The organism is Flindersiella endophytica, assembly GCF_054779015.1.
This window is the reverse complement of the sequence record NZ_BAAGYY010000024.1, coordinates 170,160-185,172: the sequence shown is the minus strand read 5'-3', so window position 1 is coordinate 185,172 and position 15,013 is coordinate 170,160. Positions and strand designations below refer to the sequence as shown.

Below are 15,013 nucleotides of genomic sequence, written 5' to 3'. Positions count from 1 at the left end.
AGCCGCATGACGACGACGATTCCAGCCGGCCAGGTAGCGGAGTTCGCCGAGCTGCTGAAGCGGGAGTTCGGAACGTCGCTGGTCTCCACGGACCCGCGAACGATCCGGCGGGTCTCCTCCGACTGGGCGCGGCTGTCGCCGATCCTGATGGAGAAGATCCCGCCGGGCAGGTTCCTGGCCGACGTGGCGGTGCGCCCGGCCTCGCCGGAGCAGGTGCCGGCGGTGCTGGCGCTGGCGTACGAGCACGACGTTCCGGTGACGCCGCGCGGTGCCGGTACGGGTAACTACGGCCAGGCGACGCCGTTCTCCGGCGGTGTGCTGCTGGATCTGCGCGGGCTCGATCAGGTGGTCTCGGTCGACGCCGCCTCGGTGACGACACTGCCGGGCGCCCGGCTCACGCTGGTGGACCGGGAGGTGCGGTCCGCGGGCGCCGACCTGTGGATGTTCCCGTCGACGAAGGGCTCGTCGCTCGGCGGGTTCGTCGGCGGTGGCAGTGCCGGCACCGGGACGATCGAGCACGGTACGACCGCCGACGGCTGGGTCGAGTCGCTGGAGATCGCGCCGTGCGACGGCAGCGGGACGACGTTCCGCGTGTCCGGTGCCGAAGCGCTCGCCTACATCCACGCGTACGGCGTGACCGGCATCATCACCGAGCTCACGGTACGAACGACACCGGCGCGCGAGTGGGTGGCGTTCTACGCGGAGTTCGACACCTACCAGGCGGCCGTCGAGGTGCATCGAGCCCTGCCGGCACTGCCGGTGCTGCCTCGTCTGGCGTCGGCCGACGAGCCTCCGCTGGTGGCCAACCTGCCGGCTCCGGTGGACCTCGACCCGGCCAAGGTGAGCCTGCGGATCATCCTCGAACCGTCAACGGTGGCAGAGGTTTCGCGGGCGGTGCGTGCCGCCGGCGGTACGGTCGTCGCGGTGCTGGAGGGGTACGGCCAGACCGATCGGCTGAGCACGATGTCGTACAACCACCCGATCTTCTTCCTGCAACAGTCGGGCTATCCGTGCTTCCACCTCGAGGTGGGCGGCCTGCCGCTCTGGAACGATCCGGACGCGGTGAAGGCGGTCTATCCGAACTCGATGATCCATCTCGAACTCGGCTCGAACGGTCCGGTCGGCATGCTGACCGCCGACTACGAGAGCGAGGAGCAGGTGCTGGCCGGCTTCGCCGAGCTGGAGGCGCTCGGGATCGGCATCCACTCGCCGCACCAGTGGAACGTCGACAGGCACCTCGCGCAGATCCTGGAGACCGTGCCCCGGACGGACCCGAAGGGTTTGCTGAACCCCGGAAAGCTCAACCTGGAGGGGAGCTCGCTATGAACGCACCGATGTTCGCCGACCTCACGTTCCGGCAGATCGCGGAGCTGCCCGCCGAGACGGTCGCGGTGCTGCCGCTGGGCTCGATCGAGCAGCACGGGCCCCACCTGCCGGTGTCGACCGATCACGTGATCGCCTCGTCGGTGGCGGAGGCCTCGGTCGCCGCCGTCGCGTCGGCCGGTACGGCACCGGTCCTGTTGCTGCCGCCGCTCGCGTACACGAAGTCCGACGAGCACGCCTGGGCGCCCGGCACGATCTGGCTGTCCTGGGACACGCTGATGCGCACGTTGGTCGACATCGGCCGGTCGATCGCGAAGTCTCCGATCCGGCGGCTGTTCTTTCTCAACGGGCACGGGGGAAACTCCGCGCTGGGCCAGGTCGCGTGCCGCGAGCTGCGGCGGGAGTTCGGCCTGCTGACGTTCTTCGGGCATCCGTCCGTGCCCGTCGACCACGGAGGCGCGACGAGCGAGCTGTCGGAGCTCGGCATGGGCATCCACGGCGGCTTCCACGAGACGTCGATGATGCTGCACCTGCGGCCGGAGCTCGTACACCTGGAGCTGGCGTCGCCGGCGGTGCCGGAGCACCTGACCGCGTACCGCAAGATCGGCTTCGGCAAGCCGGTGAGCTTCGGCTGGCTGTCGGACGACTTCGGTCCGGCCGGCCACATCGGCGACCCGACCGGGGCCAGCGCAGAAGTTGGCAAGGCACATTTCGAGGGAGCGGTCGCCGGTACGGCGGCCGCGATCGAGGAAGCCGCACGGTTCGAGTTCGGGAGTGGAGCATGAGTGGTCTGCCACCCGTCGTCCGCAAGCTGGCGGAGTTGCCGGCCTATCTCATCTCGCCGGACGACACGGTCCGGCTGGCCGAGCTCGCCGGTCCGAAGCAGGGGTCGAGTGCGAGCGTCTTCCTGGAGATCTGGGAGCCCGGCGGCGCCCAGCCGGTGAACTCGCACGAGGACTCCGCCGAGATCTTCATCGTGCTGGCCGGCACGGCCCGCGCCCACAGCGACGAGCACACGGTCGACCTCTCGGCGGGTGACGTGCTCGTGCTGCAACCGGGCTCCGAGCACCGGATCGTCAACACCAGCGAGACCGGCAAGCTCATGACCATCACCGTGATGGCCGACGACGGCGGTTTCGCCAAGCTCGTCACCGACGGGACGCCGACACCGCTCCGGTCGGAGGAGATCAGCGCGCTGGTGGCCGGGGACTAGACGATCTGTTCCAAGGGGTCGCCGGTCAAGCGCGCGGCGCATGGCGCCGCGCTGGCAAGGCGGAGGAGGAGCCAGGAGGGGCCTCCGGCGATCGACGACAACGCAGCCAGCGTGGATGCCAGGCGTCGCGCGTCAGGCGACCCCTTGGAATAGATCGTCTAGGAGGCTGAGCGGGCCACGGCAGGGGCCTGCTTGTCGCGTCTATTCCGGCAACCGCTCCGCGTCGGCGGCGACGTGGAGCACGAACGCCGCCGCCTCCCGGCTGGCCGCGCCGCGGTCGGTGAACCGCGCGTCGACCGGCTCGTCCCGTAGATACGACAGCCCGTCCCGGACGATCGGGTGCCAGCGGGGTTCGAACATCTCCAGGGCGTACTCCCCGGCCGCCTCCTTGGAGACCACCTCGCCGGTCGCGATCGTGCAGTGCAGCCGGGGCGCGCCCAGCACGCCCCAGGCCGCCAGCCACCGCTTCGGCATCGGCCACCTGGGCGCGAGCTCACCCGCGAGCACGCGGTCGGCCCACGGCTGCCAGTAGCTGCGCAGGTTGTCGAGGTTCCACTCCCGCAGCCGCGACGGCTCCGGATCGAGCCCGAGGTCTCCGGCGTCCGGTCCGCGCAGCGCGACCCCGCGTTCGGCCAGCACCTTCCACTGGACGGGGTTGAGGTCGCCGCCCCTGCCCACGAAGAACCGCGCGCCGTTGTGCGCGGCGAGCGGCCGGATCCGCGTGACGGGCGTCGTGAGGTCGTCCTTCGAGACGTACATGCCGTTGGCCGTGCCCGGCAGCGCGAACTGCCCGCGCCCGATCGCGCGTACTGCTTGCGGCAGGTTCGCGGCCAGGTGCGCGACCCGCAGCCGGCGCAGCTCGTCGGTCGACAGCAAGCCGTCGACGACGGCCACGAAGTCGAGGTCGCTGTGGCCGTACCGGAACGCTCCGAGCGCCGTGGAACCGACGAGGTAGAAGGCCGTGATGCGGCCCGGCAGCATCCGGTCGGCGACGCGGAGGTAGTGCTCGGCGATCCGGAGTGCGCGCGGGTCAGTCATGGACCAGTACTTTCTCAGATCTCCGTTCGTCCATCCCCTTCCACTCAGGCTGCAGGCCCGGCAGCGTGGTCGCCAGGAAGTAGACAGCGCCGCAGACCAGCAACGCCGGCCCGAGCCCGACGCCCACGATCAGCGCGCCGCCGATCAGGCCGCCGAACGGCATGCCCGCCCACGCGACCGCGGTCGTGAGGCTGCTGACCCGGGCAAGCAGCTCCTTGGGGATCCGCTCCAGGATCACCGCGCCGATGATCGGGTTGAGGAAGCCGGAGCCCAGGCCGCCGATCGCGTGCACGGCGATCACGAGCCAGAGTGGAGCGCCGAACGCCAGCACCAGGAAGCGCGGCGCGCCGGCGATGAAGAACCCGAGCAGGTACGTGATCCGCCGCGGCAGGCGATGCGCCAGCGCGGCCGCGACCAGGCTCGCGACGATCGAGAAGCCGCTCAGCGTGCCGAGCACCAGCCCGACCGCGGCCGGCCCGTTCCCGGACCGGAGCGCCCAGACCGGCAGCAGGACCGCGGTCCAGGCCGCGTCGAGCAGGTTGGTCACGCCCACCATGCCGGAGATCGAGCGCAGCAGCCGGTCGCGCCAGAGGAACGCGAACCCCGCCCTGAGCTGCTGGAAGTAGCCCTCCTCGCTGGGCCCGTCGTGCTGCGCGGCCGCCCGAGCTCGTACGGTGGCGGCGATGATCGCCGCCGCGCCGAGGAACGAGAGCGCGTCGAAGGCCAGCGCGACAGCCGGCCCGAGCACGGCGACGACCGCGCCCGCACCCGCGGCACCCACCGTCGAGGCCAGGCGCTCGATCGTTCCGGACAAGCCGGTGGCACGTTCGAGCGGAACCTTGGCCTCCTCGACGACCTGCGGGATCAGCACTGACTTGGCGGAGTCGCCCGGGCCGCGTACCACGCCGAGCAGCGCGACCAGCACCAGCAGGACGCCGAAGTGCAGCCGGCCGAGAACGTGGAGGAGCGGGACGGCGCCGACCAGGACCGTGCTGACCAGGTCGGTCAGGACGCTCACCCGGCGTGCGCCCACGCGGTCGGTGATCGGGCCGGCCAGCGTCTTGGCCACGACGTACGGGCCGAGCTCGCAGAACGCGACCAGCCCGGTCTTGGTCGCGCTGCCGGTGCTGACCAGCACGAACCAGGGCAGCGCGATCGCCGACAGCCGGGTGCCGGACAGGGAAACCGCCTGCGCGGCCAGCACGCCGATCAGCCCGCGGCGGGACCGCCCGCTCATGGCTCGACGTCCAGCGCGCCGGGCCGGACGAACGCCTGGATCTGGACCTGCACCGGAGCGGCGTCCGGCGGCGCGCCCAGGCTGTCCTCCGGGTCGTACCGGCGGTAGGAGCGGATCAGCGTGCTGACGCGTTCGTTCAGCTCGTCCAGCTCGTCGGGGGTGAGCCGGAGGGCGTAGTCGCTCATCGTCTCGGCGTCCTGCCAGCGCAGTGGCAGGGTCGGCGACTGGTCGAGAGAGGCCTGGAGCTGCTCGATCGCGATCATGCCGACCGCGCGGAGGTAGGCGTGGCCGGCGGCCGGGTCGTCGCTCTCGGCGGCCTGCGGCACGTACCAGGTCGACCGGTGCGCCGCCCGCCACCAGCGGTCGCGGCCGGTGCCTCGTTCGGCGTCCTCGACGATGAAGCCGGCGCCGGCGAGCTGGCGCAGGTGGTAGCTGGTCGCGCCGGAGTTGAGGCCGAGGTGCTCGGCTAGGCCGGTCGCGGTGGCCGGGCCCTCGATGCGGAGGAGGCCGAGCAGCTTGACGCGTACGGGGTGGGCGAGCGCGCGCAGCGACCGCTCGTTGAGCAGGACCTCGTGCTCCGGATCGAAGTCCGGCGGAAGCGGTTTCTCGGTCGTCATGCCTGCCATGCTAGAACCGCAAACGGTTGTTTGCAAACAAATCTTTGCGAACGATTCTTTGCGATCCTCGTGGCCGCGAAGTGGGCCGCGTTGGATCGGCACGGCCGATGCGCCGTCAGCCCGGATGCTCGTGGGGCCGGAATCTGGACAAACCGGACGGCGGCAGGCCCCGGCTGCGCCGTCAGCGAACAGGGGCGTTCTGCCTCGTTCGTTCCGGAAGGCGTTGGCTAGGGTCGTGCACAGGTTTCTTTGCAAGCGGCAAGCGAGCCGACGTAGGTGGAGGACATGAAGGGATTCACACCCGTGGCACAAGGCGACAACGCCCAGGCGGGGCTGGACGAACACATCTACCAGCGGCTCCTCAAGGAGAGGATCATCTTCCTCGGTTCCGAGGTGCGCGACACCAACGCCAACGCGATCTGTGCGCAGATGCTCCTGCTCAACGCCGAAGACCCCAACAAGGACATCTGGCTCTACATCAACTCGCCAGGTGGTTCGGTCGACGCCGGACTGGCGATCTACGACACCATGCAGTACATCTCCAACGACGTCGCCACGATCGCCATGGGGCTGGCGGCGTCGATGGGCCAGTTCCTGCTCGCGGCCGGCGCGAAGGGCAAGCGGTTCGCGCTTCCCCACGCGCGGATCATGATGCACCAGCTGTCGGGCGGCATGGGCGGAACCGCCTCCGACATCAAGATTCAGGCACAGCAGAGCCTGCACCTGAAGAAGCAGCTGTTCGAGCTCACGGCGCTGCACACCGGGCAGGCAGTGGAGCGAATCGAAGCCGACGCAGACCGCGACCGCTGGTTCACCGCCGACGAGGCATTGGAATACGGCTTCATCGACCGCGTTGTGCAATCGGCCGGTCAGGTCAGCTCCGACGGACCCGTTTCCTGACCAGGCAGTGTGAGAGGACGAACTGAGATGGCGAGCATGCCAAACCTGCCGAACCTGGCGACCAACCCGGCTTTGCAGCCGCGGAACGACTATTTCATCCCGCGCTGGGAAGAGCGCACTCCTTACGGCTACCGGCAGATCGACCCGTACGCCAAACTGTTCGAGGACCGGATCATCTTCCTCGGCACGCCGGTCAGCGACGACATCGCCAACGCGGTGATGGCGCAGTTGCTCTGTCTGGAGTCGATGGATCCCGACCGTCCGGTCACGCTTTACATCAACAGCCCGGGCGGCTCCATGACCGCACTCTCCGCGATCTACGACACGATGCGTTACATCACACCGGATGTCTACACCGTGTGCCTCGGGCAGGCGGCCTCCGCCGCGGCGGCGCTGCTGGCGGCGGGTTCGCCGGGCAAGCGGTCCGCGCTGCCCAACAGCCGGATCGTGATCCACCAGCCGTACCTCTCCGAGGGCAGCTACGGCCAGGCCAGCGACATCGAGATCCAGGCCAACGAGATCCTGCGGATGCGCAACATGCTGGAGCAGATGATCGCGGAGAACACCGGCAAGTCGGTGGAGGAGGTCGCGCGCGACATCGAGCGCGACAAGTTCCTCAGCGCGGAGCAGGCAGTTGAGTACGGCCTGATCGACGAGGTGCTGACGACGCGCAAGAAGAGCCTCATCGACGCCTGATCTATGCCTAGACTTGGGGTCACCTGGCCGGAGACGGTGGTCGTGCATCAACTCACGACCGTTGTCAAGGGTTCCTCGGTTCGCCCCCGGCGTACAACGACGCGCTAACGAAATCGGACGTCAACGCGCGGAACGGAGTAGCGTCGGACGTGACCGGCTTGAAACGAGCTTGGAACGAGCCCGGCCAGGTGACAGAGGTCAGGTGTCAGAGACCCCCGGAAGATCGGTCGCCAGGAGCGGCGGACGGTTGACGATCGACGAGGAGACGTTCCGTAGTGGCACGCATCGGTGACGGCGGCGACCTGCTGAAGTGCTCGTTCTGTGCGAAAAGCCAGAAACAGGTGAAGAAGCTCATCGCGGGTCCGGGCGTCTATATCTGTGACGAGTGCATCGACCTCTGTAACGAGATAATCGAAGAGGAGCTCAGCGACAACTCGGAGCTGGGTCTCCAGGAGCTTCCCAAGCCGCGGGAAATCTACGACTTTCTCGATCAGTACGTCGTCGGCCAGGACAGTGCGAAGAAGGCGCTGTCGGTGGCGGTCTACAACCACTACAAGCGGGTGCAGTCCGGCCTCACCACTGGTGGCCGGCACGCCAAGGACGAGCCGGTCGAGCTGGCCAAGTCCAACATCCTGCTGATCGGGCCGACCGGTTCCGGCAAGACCTACCTCGCGCAGACGCTGGCGAAGATGCTGAACGTCCCGTTCGCCATCGCCGACGCGACCGCGCTGACGGAGGCCGGCTACGTCGGTGAGGATGTCGAGAACATCCTGCTGAAGCTGATCCAGGCCGCCGACTACGACGTCAAGAAGGCCGAGACCGGCATCATCTACATCGATGAGGTCGACAAGATCGCGCGTAAGAGCGAGAACCCCTCGATCACGCGCGACGTCTCCGGCGAGGGTGTGCAGCAGGCGCTGCTGAAGATCCTCGAGGGCACGACGGCGTCGGTGCCGCCGCAGGGCGGACGCAAGCACCCGCATCAGGAGTTCATCCAGATCGACACCACCAACGTGCTGTTCATCGTGGGTGGCGCGTTCGCCGGCCTGGAGCGGATCATCGAGCAGCGCGTCGGCAAGAAGGGCGTGGGCTTCGGCGCCACGATCCGTACCAAGGAGGAACGGGAGAAGGAAGACCCGTTCGGTGCGGTGATGCCGGAAGACCTGCTGAAGTTCGGGCTGATCCCGGAGTTCGTCGGCCGCCTCCCCGTGATCGCGACGGTCCAGCCGCTGGATCGCACGGCGCTGATGAAGATCCTGACCGAGCCGCGCAACGCTTTGGTGCGGCAGTACCAACGTCTGATCGAGATCGACGGCGTGGAGCTGGAGTTCAGCGAAGACGCCATCGAGGCGATCGCCGAACAGGCGTTACTCCGTGGCACCGGCGCCCGAGGCAACCGCGCGATCATCGAAGAAGTGCTGCTGAACGTCATGTTCGAGGTCCCCAGCCGCGACGACGTGGCCCGAGTGGTCGTGACGCGCGAAGTCGTCCTCGACAACGTCAACCCGACCCTGATCCCTCGCGAACAGGCGACGCGCAGCCGGCGCAGCAGCAACACCCAACGCCGCGAAAAGTCCGCCTAACCTTCCGCTCCGCCTCCGTAGGCGGGCGGCCAACCGCCCTGCCACCCACCTGTTTTGGGCTGCGCGAATGACCACGTTAACCACGCTTTTGGCGGGTTAACCACGCCCCGGGACGTGGCGAAGCACCTATTGGCGTGGCGAAGTAGCTGCGCGGGCGTCAGCGGCCGGCTGGTCCGGCCCCGCCGGATGCGGCGCGCGCGGGCCAGGAGGCCGGCCGTCGCCGGATCTGGTCGATCGACGTGAGCGCAGCACCGATCGCTGCCGCCGCGCCATGAGCTGAGCCGGTCACAAGGTCAGCGACAGCGTCGCCCCTTAAGGCGGTCGGGCGTTGCTGGCCGCCGGGTCGGTGGTGTCGGTGGTGTCGGTGGCGGCCAGCCAGGTGGCGGGGTGCCGGCGGATCTGGTCGATCGAGGTGAGGGCGGCGCCGATCACTGCCGCGTCGGGGCCGAGCATGGCCGGGCGGACGGTCACCGGCGCCCAGCAGGCCGTGAGCACACGTCGTTCGATCTCGGGGGTCAGGTGGGGGAGGAGCCACGACGACAGCAGCGCGAAGCTGCCACCCAGCAGCACCGTGCCGACGTCGAGTACATTCAGCGCGCCCGCCAGCGCGATCCCCAGCGCGGTGCCGGCCGTCTCCAAGGCTGCGAGCGTCGCCGGGTCGCCGGATTCGGCGCGGGCGCTGATGGCGGCCTCCGGTGTGGTGCCGGCCGGCGACGGCTGGTCGCCGAGGATCGCGGGGAGGCCGGCGTAGGCCTGCAGGCAGCCGCGGGCGCCGCAGTCGCACGGCCGGCCGTCGCCGGGAGAGACGGGGACGTGGCCGAGCTCGCCGCTCCAGCCGCGTTGGCCACGTAGGAGCTGCCCGGACAAGACGATGCCGGCACCGATGCCCAACCCGCCGGAGACGTAGACGAAGCTGTCCAGTGTGTTGTCGCTGGCGTACAGCTCGCCGAGCGCCGCGAGGCCGGCCTCGTTGCCGACCGCGACGGGCCGGGCGAGGTGCTCGCGCAGGAGGCTGCCAGCGTCGACGTCGTGCCAGCCGAGGGCCGGCGCCGACCGGACCACACCACCGTCGACCGGTCCGGGGACGGCGAGCGTCGCGGTGACCACGCCGAGCCCTTCGTCGCTGCCGACGGCGACCGCCGCATGGGCCATTCGCGCCACGGCGGCCAGTACACCCGCCGCGTCGTCCAGGTCCGCGTACGGCGCGAACGCCAGATGCCGGACCGCGCCAGTGAGGTCGACGACGCACGCGGCCAGCCCGTCGGCGCGGATGTCGAGGCCGAGCCCGGCCGGTCCGGTACGAGACAGCGTCAGCCCAACCCGCGGCCGCCCGGCCCGCCCGTCATGCGTCAGCCCGGCCTCGCCGACCAGGCGCCCCGCCAGCAACTCCTCGACGATCCGCGTGATCGTCGGCCGGGTCAGGCCGGTGGCCGCGACCAGCTCTGTACGCGAGATCGGCTGACCGGCAGCCAGGATGTGCCCGAAGACCAGCTCGAGGTTGCGGGCCCGCAGGCTCTGCTGCCGCGCTGGCTCGGCGGGCTCGCGGGGTCGGCTCGGCCGGATCGGTGGGTTCATGGCACCCTCACCGCGACCTCTTCGGCCGCGGCGGGCAGCCTGCGCGGGTCGCTGGGTGGCTCGGTGGGTTCGTGGCGCTGCGGCTGCGAACGCTTCGGCGGCTGCGGCCGACAACCCGTCGGCGACGACGATCAGCAGTCTCCGCGAGTGGGTTCATGGCGTCGCCTCCGCCGCGAGCTTTTCGGCGGCTGCGGCCGGGAGCGCGCCGTCGGCGACGATGGCGAGCAGTCTTCGCGAAAGCGTCTCGGCCGGCGCGAGTACGAGCGGGCGGTCCCAGCACGGCGAGAGCCCGACGCCGAGGTAGTCCCGCGCCCGGACGAACCAACGGTCCTGTGCGGTCGCCGAGTCGCCGGGTACGAGCAGCATCGTCCACTCGCCCGTGCCGGGCGACACCGCGAGCCACGGCGCCGCCACACCATGCACCGCACCCACCGATGTCCCCTGCGGGCTGAGCAGCCGGACGTTGCCGGAGATGGCTGGGCCGCGCCAGAAGTAGCCGCCGTACCCGGCGCCCGCCCGTCCCGACGCCGCCGGTGTACGCAAGGCCAGCGCCTGCCCGGTCGCGTTGGTCAGCGACGTCGAGAGGTCGAGTATCCACGCCTCCGCACCGGCCACCAGCCGCGCGCTGATCGAACGCCGTTCCCGCAGCAGCTCAACGCCGTCATGCGCGCCGACCCAGCTGAGTGCGTGCTCGCAACCAGTCTCGGACGAGGACAGCCAGCGCTCGTGCCGCTGGATCCCGTGGTTGTCGAGCCAGGCCGGCCCGTGACCGGCGACGTAGGTCCGGCCGCCCCAGAAGTTGTACCCGCCGACGTCGGGCAGCGCGATGCTGATCCCGAGCTGGTGCTGGTGCGAGTCCGGCCGCGCGTCGGTGACGACGTGGCCGGCGAGCGTGCGTACGGGATGGAGGTACGGCCGAGGCGCGCTGGCCACCGGCAGCGAGGGCGCCCAGACGTACCGGGCCACCTCCCGTCCCAGAAGCCGCAGCACAGCCGCCATGCCCAAAGCGTAGTCGAATTAGGGAAAGCCATTGACTCTAATCGCTCGGCTACCTAGAGTCCCGAAACGAGGTGCCGGCCGGTAGCTACCGAGAGGAGCAAGGTCGATGAGATCGGTCCCGCTCGTACGCAGCACCAGCACCAGCACCAGCACCTGCACCCGCACCCGCCGGGCCGCCGCCATGGCAGCCGCGTCCGCCCTGCTGGCCGCGACCGCTCTGCTCGCGACACCGGCGGCCAGCAACGCCGCACCCGCCACCACGTCACAGGACGCCGTCACCCCACTGCGGACCTGGCCCAACACGCCCGACGGCTTCGCGGCCCAGTCCGGCCTGGGCCGCGGCCCCACGACCGGCGGCGCGGGTGGACAGACCGTCACGGTCACCACCCAGGCCCAGCTCAACCAGTACGTCACCGCGTCCGCGCCCTACATCATCCGCATCGCCGGCACGATCAACATCAGCCCGAAGGGCACAGAGTTGCGCGTCGCGTCCGACAAGACGATCGTCGGCGTCGGCACCAGCGGCCAGATCGTGGGCGGCGGCTTCTTCCTCAACGTCGGCGTGCACAACGTGATCATCCGCAACCTGACGATCTGCGACACCCGCATGCCCGACGACGACCCGGGCGACGACGCGTACGACTACGACGCGATCCAGCTCGACACGGCCGACCACATCTGGATCGACCACAACCGCCTGCAGCGGATGAACGACGGCCTGATCGACAGCCGCAAGGACACGACGTACCTCACCGTCTCGTGGAACCACCTGGTCGAGAACAACAAGACGTTCGGCATCGGCTGGACGAGCAACGTGACCGCGCGGATGACCCTGCACCACAACTGGTTCCAGAACACCAACTCGCGCAACCCGAGCGCGGACAACATCGCGCTGTGCCACATGTACAACAACTACCTGCAGAACATCACGGGGTACGGAAACTACGTGCGCGGCCTGACCAAGGCCGTCATCGAGAACAGCTACTACGACACCGTGCGCGACCCGTACTACGTCGAGGCCGGCGAACTCGTGCAGCGCGGCAACGTCGTCGTCAACAGCAGCTGGCGCGACGGCAAGGTGCGGCAGAAGGGCAGCGCCTTCAACCCGTCGAGCTACTACTCCTACACCCTCGACCCGGCCAGCGCGGTGCCCGACCTGCTGCGTACGTACGCCGGCCCGCAGTCCAACCTCGGCGTCTGATCGCCCAGGCGAGGGCGCGCACTCCCGGTTCGGGGTAGTTCACCCCTGGGTGGGAGGTCCACACCGGGGCGAGCTGTCAGGATCGGTGCTGTGGTTGTTCGTTGGGTTGCCCGGCTGCTGAGCCCGCTGCGGGCCCGGCTCACCTACCGGCGGTGGGCGGGGCTCATCGTCGGCGGTGCGCTGCTGATGCCGTACATGATGGCCGGCGAGCTGGTCTTTCGCAGCTGGCAGGACGCGAACGGGAGCGGCCTGCTGGTGGTGATCGACCCGGCGGTGTTCCTCGCCGTGTTGCCGGTCATCGCGCTCACCGGGCTGGTGCTGCCGATCCGCGTGGTCGCCATCAGCCTGTCGCGCGCGCTGCTCGGCGTCCGGCTGGAGGCTTCTGAGTCCGACGCCCGTACGTGGCCGCAGCGCTGGCGGACGGCGCTGTGGTTCACCGCGTTCCTCGGTGTCGGCGGTATCGTCAGCGGGCTCACGCTGGCGATGGCGCCGTTCGCGGCCTGGCTGTGCAGCTATCCGTTCACCGGCGACTGGCTGAACCCCGACCGGCCGCCGGGTGCGCCGGGCTGGTCGCTGGTGTGGACGATCCCGATCGGGCTCGCGATCCTGCCCGCGCTGGCCTACGTCGCCGCCGGCACCGGGGCGCTGCTCGGCTACCTCGCGTCGGCCCTGCTCGGGCCGACGCCTGGCGACCGGCTCGCGGCGGCCGAACGCCGGTCGGCCGAGCTCGCCGAACGCAACCGGCTCGCCCGCGAGCTGCACGACTCCGTGGGCCACGCGCTCTCGGTCGTCACCGTGCAGGCCGCGGCGGCGGGACGCGTGCTGGACGCCGACCCGGCCTTCGCCCGCCGCGCGCTCGGCGCGATCGAGGAGTCGGCCCGGGGCGCGCTGGAGGACCTCGACTACGTACTCGGCCTGCTGCGCGAGGACATTCTTCCGGCAGACAGCCCGGAGCTCACGCTGGCGGCGCTGCCGGAGCTGGTGGAGTCGACCGGACTCGACGTGGAGTATGTCGTCGACGGCGAGATCGCGCACGTGCCGCGTACCGTGTCCCGCGAGGCGTACCGGATCATCCAGGAAGGCCTGACCAACGCGCTGCGGCACGGCGGGCCGGTCGCGGGCGGCGTGGCCGGCGCCAGGGTCGTCGTCAATCTTCGGTTGGCGGTCGCCGACGACCGTCTGGAGGTGGAGATGTCGAACTCCGTAAGCAGTCTGGACGGCTCGGGCGGCGGCGGTCGGTCGCCGTCGCCGTCGTCTTCCCGGCCCGGTGGCGGGCGCGGGCTGCGCGGGATGGCCGAGCGGGTCCGCATGCTGCGTGGTGAGCTGGACGCGGGCCCGGCGGAGGCCGGCACCGACAGCTGGCGGCTGCACGTCAGCCTGCCGTTGCGTGCGTCGGCGGTACGCCTGTGAACTGCGCGCAGACCAGGGTCGTCCTGGTCGACGACGAGGACCTGATTCGCGCCGGCCTCCGCGCGATCATCGACGCCGAGCCGGACCTGTCGGTCGTCGGCGAGGCGTCCGACGGCGCGGCCGCGGTCACGACGATCCGTTCGCTCGTACCCGACGTGGTGCTGATGGACGTACGGATGCCGGCGCTCGACGGCCTGCAGGCCACGCGGCGCGTACTCGAGTCTGACGGCCCGGCACCGAAGATCGTCGTGCTGACGACGTTCGAGAACGACGACTACGTCTACGAGGCCCTGCGTTCGGGCGCGAGCGGCTTCCTGCTGAAGCGGGCGTCGCCGGACACGCTGGTGCACGCGATCCGCGTCGTCGCCCGGGGCGACTCGCTGCTGTTCCCGGCCGCGATCCGGGACCTGGCGGCGCGCCGCTCAGCCTCGCCGGACCGCTTTCGGTCGCCTGTGCGCGAGGACCTCGCGCGCCGGCTCACCGAGCGCGAGGCCGAGGTGCTCCGCCTGATGGCGCGCGGCCTGTCGAACGCGGAGATCGCGAGCCACCTGGTCGTCTCGCTCGAGACCGTGAAGACCCACGTGGGCAACGTGCTGGCGAAGCTGTCGGCGCGCGATCGCACCCAAGCGGTGATCGCGGCGTACGAGTCGGGGTTCATCACGCCGTCCTGATGACTTTTTACCTGCCGCCGGCGATGAGTTTTGCCTCGGTCAGCTGTCTAACTGGCGACCTCGACAAACTGATGAGCTGAAAGGCATCACTGATGTCCACCAAGATCTTTGTGAACCTGCCGGTCAAGGACCTCAACGCTTCCGTCGACTTCTTCACCAAGCTGGGCTTCGGCTTCGACGCCACCTTCAGCGACGAGAACGCTGCCAGCATGGTTGTGGGAGAGGACATCGTCGTGATGCTTCTGGCCGAGCCGTTCTTCAAGACGTTCACCAAGAAGGAGGTCGCGGACGCGACCAAGACCACCGAGGCGATCGTCGCCCTCGGCGTCGAGACCCGCGCGCGCGTCGACGAAATCGCCGACGCGGCGCTGGCGTCGGGCGGGTCGGAGGCCAACGAGGCCAACGACCAGGGCTTCATGTACGGCCGCAGCTTCAACGACCTCGACGGCCACCTGTGGGAGGTCGTCTACATGGACATGAGCGCCGTTCCGGCATAGCCCCCGCAGCTTGCGACGCTCGCTCCCGCCATCACGGTGCCCGGAGCGAGCGT

The 15,013-nt window shown here is 69.8% G+C and carries 15 protein-coding genes; 10 read left to right on the top strand and 5 right to left on the bottom strand.

The genetic code is table 11. The features are described from left to right. The first annotated feature begins 6 nt into the window (after positions 1-6). Genes ACYVF6_RS28675 through ACYVF6_RS28665 form a run of 3 tightly spaced genes read left to right on the top strand, consistent with a single transcriptional unit; the run spans position 7 to position 2,536 of the window. Positions 7-1,326, top strand: a complete 1,320-nt coding sequence (locus tag ACYVF6_RS28675) for an FAD-binding oxidoreductase (protein ID WP_460525711.1) — start codon at positions 7-9, stop codon at positions 1,324-1,326. After that, positions 1,323-2,108: a creatininase family protein gene (locus tag ACYVF6_RS28670; protein ID WP_460525710.1), complete on the top strand. Its 786-nt coding sequence runs from the start codon at positions 1,323-1,325 to the stop codon at positions 2,106-2,108. Before ACYVF6_RS28675 ends, ACYVF6_RS28670 begins: the two co-directional genes overlap by 4 nt. Further along, positions 2,105-2,536, top strand: coding sequence for a cupin domain-containing protein (locus ACYVF6_RS28665; protein ID WP_460525709.1), 432 nt, complete (start codon positions 2,105-2,107; stop codon positions 2,534-2,536). Before ACYVF6_RS28670 ends, ACYVF6_RS28665 begins: the two co-directional genes overlap by 4 nt. A 201-nt stretch (positions 2,537-2,737) precedes the next feature. Here ACYVF6_RS28665 and ACYVF6_RS28660 read toward each other — a convergent pair whose 3' ends face one another. The 3 genes from ACYVF6_RS28660 to ACYVF6_RS28650 are packed head-to-tail and all read right to left on the bottom strand — an operon-like array spanning position 2,738 to position 5,428. Then, positions 2,738-3,574, bottom strand: a complete 837-nt coding sequence (locus tag ACYVF6_RS28660) for a DUF4111 domain-containing protein (RefSeq protein ID WP_460525708.1) — start codon at positions 3,572-3,574, stop codon at positions 2,738-2,740. Then, positions 3,567-4,811 carry an MFS transporter gene (locus tag ACYVF6_RS28655; protein ID WP_460525707.1) on the bottom strand — a complete coding sequence of 415 codons (1,245 nt, stop codon included), beginning with the start codon at positions 4,809-4,811 and terminating at the stop codon, positions 3,567-3,569. Before ACYVF6_RS28655 ends, ACYVF6_RS28660 begins: the two co-directional genes overlap by 8 nt. Beyond that, positions 4,808-5,428 (bottom strand): ArsR/SmtB family transcription factor, encoded by a 621-nt coding sequence (locus tag ACYVF6_RS28650; RefSeq protein ID WP_460525706.1) that lies wholly within the window; start codon positions 5,426-5,428, stop codon positions 4,808-4,810. The genes ACYVF6_RS28655 and ACYVF6_RS28650 overlap by 4 nt, the downstream gene beginning before the upstream one ends. Positions 5,429-5,713: 285 nt before the next feature. On the opposite strand from ACYVF6_RS28650, the gene ACYVF6_RS28645 reads away from it, so the two are divergent. The 3 genes from ACYVF6_RS28645 (at position 5,714) to clpX (ending at position 8,607) form a co-directional block, all read left to right on the top strand. Then, the gene (locus tag ACYVF6_RS28645) at positions 5,714-6,328 is read left to right on the top strand and encodes an ATP-dependent Clp protease proteolytic subunit (RefSeq protein WP_460525705.1); all 615 of its coding nucleotides are present in this window, start codon (positions 5,714-5,716) and stop codon (positions 6,326-6,328) included. A gap of 36 nt (positions 6,329-6,364) precedes the next feature. After that, positions 6,365-7,024 carry an ATP-dependent Clp protease proteolytic subunit gene (locus ACYVF6_RS28640; protein ID WP_460526582.1) on the top strand — a complete coding sequence of 220 codons (660 nt, stop codon included), beginning with the start codon at positions 6,365-6,367 and terminating at the stop codon, positions 7,022-7,024. A 275-nt stretch (positions 7,025-7,299) separates the two neighbouring features. Next, on the top strand, positions 7,300-8,607 hold the full coding sequence (clpX, locus tag ACYVF6_RS28635; protein WP_460525704.1) for an ATP-dependent Clp protease ATP-binding subunit ClpX: 1,308 nt from the start codon (positions 7,300-7,302) through the stop codon (positions 8,605-8,607). Between the two features lie 312 nt (positions 8,608-8,919). Here the strand turns inward: clpX and ACYVF6_RS28630 are convergent, their stop codons facing one another. Continuing rightward, complete coding sequence (locus tag ACYVF6_RS28630; protein WP_460525703.1) at positions 8,920-10,182, bottom strand: ROK family protein; 1,263 nt, start codon at positions 10,180-10,182, stop codon at positions 8,920-8,922. 153 nt (positions 10,183-10,335) lie between these two features. Then, positions 10,336-11,181, bottom strand: a complete 846-nt coding sequence (locus tag ACYVF6_RS28625; RefSeq protein ID WP_460525702.1) for a DUF6807 domain-containing protein — start codon at positions 11,179-11,181, stop codon at positions 10,336-10,338. A gap of 106 nt (positions 11,182-11,287) precedes the next feature. On the opposite strand from ACYVF6_RS28625, the gene ACYVF6_RS28620 reads away from it, so the two are divergent. The 4 genes from ACYVF6_RS28620 to ACYVF6_RS28605 all read left to right on the top strand — a co-directional run bounded on the left by ACYVF6_RS28620 (position 11,288) and on the right by ACYVF6_RS28605 (position 14,960). Then, complete coding sequence (locus tag ACYVF6_RS28620) at positions 11,288-12,382, top strand: pectate lyase family protein (protein WP_460525700.1); 1,095 nt, start codon at positions 11,288-11,290, stop codon at positions 12,380-12,382. A 90-nt stretch (positions 12,383-12,472) separates the two neighbouring features. Continuing rightward, positions 12,473-13,792, top strand: a complete 1,320-nt coding sequence (locus tag ACYVF6_RS28615; RefSeq protein ID WP_460525699.1) for a sensor histidine kinase — start codon at positions 12,473-12,475, stop codon at positions 13,790-13,792. Next, positions 13,789-14,463, top strand: a complete 675-nt coding sequence (locus tag ACYVF6_RS28610; protein WP_460525698.1) for a response regulator transcription factor — start codon at positions 13,789-13,791, stop codon at positions 14,461-14,463. Before ACYVF6_RS28615 ends, ACYVF6_RS28610 begins: the two co-directional genes overlap by 4 nt. 92 nt (positions 14,464-14,555) lie before the next feature. Next, positions 14,556-14,960 carry a VOC family protein gene (locus ACYVF6_RS28605; protein ID WP_460525697.1) on the top strand — a complete coding sequence of 135 codons (405 nt, stop codon included), beginning with the start codon at positions 14,556-14,558 and terminating at the stop codon, positions 14,958-14,960. Positions 14,961-15,013 lie beyond the last annotated feature (53 nt).